Origin of the sequence: Nitrobacter sp. 62-13 (assembly GCF_001896955.1) — a bacterium.
Taxonomy (GTDB): domain Bacteria; phylum Pseudomonadota; class Alphaproteobacteria; order Rhizobiales; family Xanthobacteraceae; genus Nitrobacter.
In genome coordinates this window covers 1-3,482 of the sequence record NZ_MKRN01000194.1, presented here as the reverse complement: position 1 = coordinate 3,482, position 3,482 = coordinate 1, and the positions used below count along the sequence as shown (strand labels likewise).

Annotated in this window: 2 protein-coding genes; both read left to right on the top strand. The window is 63.3% G+C overall.

The features are described from left to right. Window positions 1–1,628 (top strand): hypothetical protein (locus tag BGN91_RS14900; RefSeq protein WP_292614452.1); only part of this gene is annotated, 1,628 nt, incomplete at its 5' end. Then, window positions 1,625–3,482 (top strand): N-6 DNA methylase (locus BGN91_RS14895; protein ID WP_292614450.1); only part of this gene is annotated, 1,858 nt, incomplete at its 3' end. The genes BGN91_RS14900 and BGN91_RS14895, both read left to right, overlap by 4 nt.

Here is a 3,482-nt window from a genome sequence, read left to right as displayed (position 1 = left end):
GCATTATTGCGCAGGAGGTGTCAGGCGCCGAAAAAACAGTCTGGAGCGCACTCGCCTCCGGCTATTCCGGGCTTGCCGACCTTTCGGTGCCCTCCCTGCTTCTTGCCGCCTTGCTCATCAGGCCCGGCGGCAGGATCGCAATTGTCGCGCCCGCCACATGGCGCTCACGCGATTACGGCGATGTCATCCGCTATTTGCTGTTGCGCTGCTTCACGCTCGAATACGTCGTCGAGGACACGCAGCCTGGGTGGTTTTCCGATGCGCTAGTGCGGACGCATCTGATTGTCGCCCGGCGTCTTTCCGCACAAGCTGTGGCGCGCAAACTGGAAGACAGAACCGAATGGGGGTCTGCAAGCTGGGTTTCAATCGCCCCCGAAGCCGCCGATGAGCGTTCGCTTGTCGGCGTGGCCTTCGTCGGGAAGGCACCCGAGGCGCAGTTTGCGGAATGGCTTCACGGCGGTGCGGCCACGGCAAGACGCGGTATTCTTGCACGCCGGTTTCCGCCTCACGAGGAATGGCTGTCACTTAAGGCAAAGGCGTCGCGGCGCTCGTGGCTCCAGACTCTTGAAGGAAGCGCGGGGGACCTGCCGCTGTTTTCAGGGACGAACCCTTCGCCGGTGCCCGCGATCCCCGAAGCTGTGCGGGACCTCGTCGCCGGCGCCCCGCTTTCATCGCTGAAGACGCTGGGTGAGTCCGGCATCCAGGTCGGCCAGGGCTTGAGAACGGGATGCAACCGCTTTTTCTATGTTGATGCCAGCGGCGCAGCAGGCGGCGGCATGGTGCGGATCAAGGTATCCGCAGCCTATCAGGGCCGCGAAATTTCTGTTCCCGCGGCGGCCCTTCGCCCCGTTCTTCGCAAGCAGTCGGAGCTGCCGCTGATCGCGCGCGGCGTCCTGCCCGCGGGGCGGGTCCTCGATCTGCGGCGCTGGGCATTGCCGGAAGACATGGACATCGTTGCGCTGGCGGAAGCTACCTACCACCAATGCGGCGAATTGCTTCCGCAAGTCATGCCCGCCGATCTTGCCGCCTATGTCCGGCTCGCCGCGCAAACGCCGCTGGACGAGGCGGAGGGCGGCAAACGAGCGCCCGAACTGTCGGCTGTGCGTACAAATGCCCGGGCGCACCGCGAGGGAGCAGCCACGCCGCGCTTTTGGTACATGCTCCCGGACTTCATGCCGCGTCATATCCCGGCCGCGCTCGTTCCGCGCATCGTAAGCGATGCGCCGCGCGTTGAATGCAATCTTGAAGAGCCGATCCTGATTGATGCGAACTTCTCCACGTTCTGGGCGGACCGTACCTGGCCGCGCTTTGCTCTGAAAGCCCTGCTGAACAGCGCATGGTGCCAGCTACTGATGGAAGCGCTCGGTACGCCAATGGGCGGCGGCGCGCTCAAGCTCGAAGCCGCGCACCTGAAGCAGTTGCCGGTGCCCGCATTGCCTGTGGAGGCGCGGCGCGCGCTTGACGATGCCAGCCGGGCGCACGCGCGGGGGCAGGCATCCGCTCTTGAGGATATCGACGCCATTGTTCTCGGAGCCGTTCTTGGCCGGCCTGCCGCCGCGGACCACGTACGCGCTATGAAGGACCGGGCGGAGCGTCTGCGCCGCAGCCGTCTGAGGACTGCGGCATGACGGACCATATTGCGCAGGCCATAGAGACGATCCGCCGCTGCCTCGCCCTGCGCGAAGTCGGCAAAAATGAATCCGTTCTCAGGAGCGAGATTCAAAGCGCCCTTCGCGTGATCTTCACCGCCCCGGAAGACAAGAACTGGATCGATCATTACGTCGAGGGCGCCGAGGCGCTCACAAAGATCGCGAAAGCGGGCGGGGCGAAAGCGTCGCGGTTCATCGACAACCTCATCGGCTCGACGACGATCGAGTACGAATCCGATCTTCGTAACTTGTTCAAGCGCCAGGAGGGATACGGCCAGGTCAGGGAACACGCGGCAGGACTTATCAAGGCCGGCGTGCCGGCATCGCAGGTCCGCGGCATCCTATCCGATACAGTGGAATGGTTCGCCTATGACGCGCAGCTTGCGCCGGGAGTCAATCCCGCTGCTTGCACGCCCGACGACGTTACGCTTGTTCCGGTCGACGAGCTGAAGATCGCCGCTGCCGACGAACCGGCGGCCGGGCATCTTGTCCGGTTTATACGCAAGCATCTCGCGCGCGAGCAATCGCGGCCCTTGCGGGCAGAGTTCCTCGCCTCCGACCTTGGCCTCGACAGCAGCGCTTACATGCGCAGCAGCGGGCCGCTTCACAAGCTCGTTGACGAGGGCCGGGCCGCCGATCCGTCGATCGCGCTTGCGACTTCGCTGTGGTCGCAGTTCATCGACCATCTTGAAGGAGACGCGGGCGCGTTCCGCGCGAGTGCCTACCTCGATGAAGCGTATGTCGCAATCCTTGCCCGTCTTCTCGGCGCGAATGTCCTGGAAGGCCACGCCATCCTGAGCGCCGACCATGAACTCAAATCCATCCTGACTGGCGCGTTCTTCCGCGACCGTTACGAACTCGATAACATGGTCGAGGAGGATTATTTCGGCTGGCTTGTCCGGCCGGGTTACATAGACCGGCTGGTGCCGGTCGCGCGGGGAATCCAGCGCGACCTTTATGCTTACGATTTCAGCAGGCGCTACGAGGAAGACCTGTTCGGGCGTCTCTTGGCTCAGCTTGCACGCAAGAGCCAGCGCAAGCTCCTTGGGCAGGAGTGGACTCCGGCCTGGCTCGCCCGGCATCTGGCGGAGCGCTGCCTTGATAATCTGCCCAGCGAAGCGCCGCGCATCGTCGATATGTGCTGCGGGTCCGGCTCGATTCTCGCGGAGGTGTTGAAAGCAGCGAAGGAGAAGTTCAAATTCACCGCGCTTGCGGAACTGCATGACGTTGCGACCGGCTTTGACATCGACCCGCTCGCCGTTGCGCTATCAAAGACGACTTGGGTCGTGGCGCTGGCTTCGGAGATCAAGTCCGCTAAAGGGCAGATCGTAATTCCCGTGTATCATGCGGATTCTCTGTTCGCTGTGACTCCGGTTTCAGCGATTGTTCCCCTGATCGGCGAGAGCGACACAATTGATGTCGCGCTAGACGGCGCAACCGTCAAGCTGCCGCATGCGCTCGTCCAGCCTGAATATAGCGGCCTGTTCGACCGCATCATCGACTGGGCGTACGACGAAGCCCTTGACGCCCGGAAGAAAGGAAAGGCGCCGGCGCTTTCAAGGCATGATGCGGAAACCTTCGTGACCGGCGCCGCCGCTGCGGCCAAGACCGCCCTGCCGGAAGACCTCCGCAAGCCAATTGTGGACGCGGTGCATGCCCTCGCCGCCCGCATGTCCGCGCTTGCCGTTGCGAACCGCAACGGGATCTGGGCTTTCATTCTCCGCAACGCCTACCGCCCCGGTCTTCTTGCTGGGCAGTTCAACGGCCTCGTATCAAATCCGCCATGGCTTGCGATGAGCGGGCTTGCTGACAATCCTTATCGCGGGGTCTTAA